The 3,443-nt window shown below is 34.8% G+C and carries 3 protein-coding genes; 1 reads left to right on the top strand and 2 read right to left on the bottom strand.

Annotation, left to right across the window (positions count from 1 at the left end):
• Nucleotides 1-1,009 precede the first annotated feature (1,009 nt).
• Complete coding sequence (locus AB1444_16260; protein ID MEW6528207.1) at nt 1,010-2,302, top strand: DUF362 domain-containing protein; 1,293 nt, start codon at nt 1,010-1,012, stop codon at nt 2,300-2,302.
• 101 nt (nt 2,303-2,403) lie between these two features.
• On the opposite strand, the gene AB1444_16255 is transcribed toward AB1444_16260, so the two are convergent.
• Nucleotides 2,404-3,051: an XRE family transcriptional regulator gene (locus AB1444_16255; protein MEW6528206.1), complete on the bottom strand. Its 648-nt coding sequence runs from the start codon at nt 3,049-3,051 to the stop codon at nt 2,404-2,406.
• A 122-nt stretch (nt 3,052-3,173) separates the two neighbouring features.
• Complete coding sequence (locus AB1444_16250) at nt 3,174-3,302, bottom strand: hypothetical protein (GenBank protein MEW6528205.1); 129 nt, start codon at nt 3,300-3,302, stop codon at nt 3,174-3,176.
• Nucleotides 3,303-3,443 lie beyond the last annotated feature (141 nt).

The raw sequence follows: 3,443 nt of genomic DNA, 5'->3' as shown, positions 1-3,443 counted from the left end.
CATATTTATTATGTTGTTATTCCCCTATGGTTAATTTTACATTTACGTATTATCAGATTGAAGATGTGATGAATAGTGACATTGCACATTATGTCCAGTACATAAAATAAAAAAAGGCCGCTTTAAATTTTGTTTTTAACACAGCCCGTAGTTATAATTCATGCTATTGTATATATAAAAGATGTTAGAAAATACAGTGTGAATGGTAGGAATAACTCATACGTCAAGAATAAAAGGCAATTTTCTATAGAGCAACTATCGGCAACACTTATGCTTCCTCTATTTATAACAAAATTGGCAATACTATAAAGTATGTATAGCAGCTTTGTTATAGTAAATTTATTTACTAAAGCTATAATTCTTTTGAAATTAAAAAAATAAATTGGTAACAACTGGAATTGCACTTCGTTACAGCATAAAACATATTTTAAATTAAACAATTACCATAATTTAATGGTATAGTCCACAAGAATGTCATTAAATTTGCAAAATTTTAGTATACAATCCGCGTAAATGATCAACTACATAAAAATATTGTATTTATCTTTATGGTGTTACTATCCTACGGTAAATCTGACAATTACGATTAATCAAAATTATTTTAAATCACTGTCGTTACAGGAATAACTCCTAGTTTTCCACATATCTTAATTATAAGCTTTATAGTGAAACTCTCACGCTACTGTTATTTTGTGACATGCCTACAATCTTTGAATTTTTTTACAATCCTGAATGAGCTTCATGATGACCTTTTGAGTATGTCTTTATATCTTGTGTACTACTCAGTAAACTTTTATTAAGTGATATTCAATTAAAAAAACCATATATTTTATATCAGGCAAAAAGTTGAATAATAGAAATGAGCCGTTAGTGGTACTATACACCATGTTTTGCCACTGTGAACCAGAATAGCCTTATTACATGCAAGTTGTATATTTTTATTGACAATTGGTATAATTTTAACAATATATCTTTGAAATGTTGTAATATCAAATTTGAGGGTATTTTTATGAAAAAGCCAAAGGTAATAGTGCAACAAATTGAAGAATATGATGTACAAAAAATTGAAAGCATTATTCAAAAGTCAATTAAAGAGCTAAAAATACAGTTACAAGATAAGGTCTTTATAAAACCAAATGTGGTAACTGCAAACAAGCAATATATCTTTAATTCGTATACCCATCCAAGTGTCGTTGAAGCTATGGTCAATGTATTGCGTCAAAATAATATCAACACTATTACCATAGGTGAATCGGGTGGGTATGGAATTCCTTCCAGGCTTTTTTTAAAAGAAGCGGGGTATTTTGATTTAGCTGAACGACTGAGAGTGCCAGTTATTGATTTGAATGAGCATCCAGTCGTTAGAGTAAAGCTTGCTAAGGCAAAATGGCATAAGGAAATAGATCTTTCTACATATATTGCACAGGCAAACTTCAAAATATGGATGCCAAAGTTAAAGTATCATATCTTTGCGTCAATAACCAATGCGTTGAAATTGAATATTGGCATACTTACTCATAAAGAAAGAATGCTTTACCATGACTATCGCATACACGAAAAAATTGTGGACCTTCTGGAAGCAGGTTATCCTGATTTAATAGTTTCTGACGCAATTGATATTACCTATGGGTTTGAATCAGCACCATATCCGGTGAGGCTGGGAGCACTCATTATTTCCAACGATCCACTGGCTGCTGATGTGGTTGCAGCCTATATCATGAACTATCGCCCTCAGGATGTGTTGCATTTGCGGCTTGCATCTGAGCGTGGGTATGGTTCATGCAATAACAAGGATATTGCAATAAGTGGTAATGTAGATATAGAAAAACTACGCAAAAAACCCAAGGGTCAGAGCAGGTTGTTTCAGGTGTTGCAGGAGCTTAATACGCCGCTCAAGTTTTATTCAGGGTATGCCCCCAACACCGACATCATCTGCGATGGTGGCTGTGAGGCTGCAGTGAAAGGATGCCTGGGCACTATTGAAAAACGAAGACCTGGTTCACTTAAAAAGGCAAAGAAAGGAGCTATTGTTACGGGAATATACAAAGGTGATGTAGTTATCCCGGGTGGTAGTGTATTGCTGGTGGGCGATTGTACCAAAGTTGAAGGGAAGCTTGTTGCTAAAAGAGTTTTACGAATCAAGGGATGCCCCATTGGAGCACGCAATCTCTTTATTCCTGTATCGCTTTTGTATGGAATGCCAAGCCCAATGTTTGATGTACGCGATGCCTTTTTATTTATTGTCAACTCAATTCAGAAAGCGCTTAATATTGTTGTTTACCGCTGGGTGTTAAGAAGATAAAAATATTTTGTGCGATAGTAATTGTTACTATACTATTGCCCAATATGTACTATATTGGCAAAAGCATCATGATAATATTGTAACTTTTGTGTAACACAGCATTACCCTGTGTAGAGCACTGCAAGAATCACAGCAGGCTTGGGGCTTATGCTCTTTAAAGTATGGGGAATTGTTGAGTGATAAAAGATGCTGTCACCAGCATGCAGCGTTTCCTCTTTATCAGCTAATTTAATCTTCATTGCCCCTTCAAGGACATAGAGGAATTCCTCGCCTTCATGTGCCGATAGATCCTGGGAATAATATACATTGCTGGTTAACCTGACTATGAAAGATTCCATATGGCGTGAAATCACACCAGATGAAAGGGAAAGATATTCATAATGAGGATGGTCTTTTTTACCTGAGATTTTCCGTGCTATTTTTTTCCTTTCATTTTTACGTATGACTACATAGGGCAGGCCAGATTGCTCATCAATGATAAGCCCTGTTGATATTTTGAGTGCTTTGGATAAACGAATAATTGTTCCCAGATCAGGAAATACTTTAAGTGATTCTATATCATGTAGATAATTGGCATCGATGCCGGATATCTGTGCTAGTTGTTCAATATCAATCCCCTGAATTTCTCTAATTTTCTTAATGCGGCTTCCCACTGGTATATTTTCTTCTTTATGATCATGTTTTTCGTAATAACCTTTCAGGTCATCCAGAAAATCCTGGTAATCCTTGCTTTTTACATTGGATTTCATTGGATCCTCTCATCAATGTTAACGTATTTGTGTTGTGTATATTGGGTAATAACTGTGCTGTCAAGAATTTAATTGCTCTGACCCTTCGCATTTATAAAGACTTCATTTATTGTGCAGTATTATCATGCTCTGACACCTATAGGGTGATAGTTACTGATGATTATACCTATCCTCTTGTTCTTGCTTGTTTTCTTCTTTTGCTCTGACACCACATACGTGATGATACACACTATGGTATTCATTTTCCCCATGTGTCTAACCACTATTGCTCTGACACCAAATTTGAAAAACTGAACTTAAATTTTTTTCCTTTTTTCTGAAATTTTTCATCATTTCATGTACTATTTTTCACTTTCCTGCGTTGTATATACACAAAAGCGTTTTTTTACCAT

The sequence above is a fragment of the Spirochaetota bacterium genome (genome assembly GCA_040756435.1).
Taxonomy (GTDB): domain Bacteria; phylum Spirochaetota; class UBA4802; order UBA4802; family UB4802; genus UBA4802.
Note: the sequence above shows the minus strand (reverse complement) of the source record. Positions and strands in the feature narration are given on the sequence as shown.

Excerpts from the sequence above, each read along its gene's own strand:
- AB1444_16260 (MEW6528207.1), top strand. The coding sequence starts at position 1,010 with ATGAAAAAGCCAAAGGTAATAGTGCAACAAATTGAAGAATATGATGTA.
- AB1444_16250 (MEW6528205.1), bottom strand. The coding sequence starts at position 3,302 with ATGGGGAAAATGAATACCATAGTGTGTATCATCACGTATGTGGTGTCA.
- AB1444_16255 (MEW6528206.1), bottom strand. The coding sequence starts at position 3,051 with ATGAAATCCAATGTAAAAAGCAAGGATTACCAGGATTTTCTGGATGAC.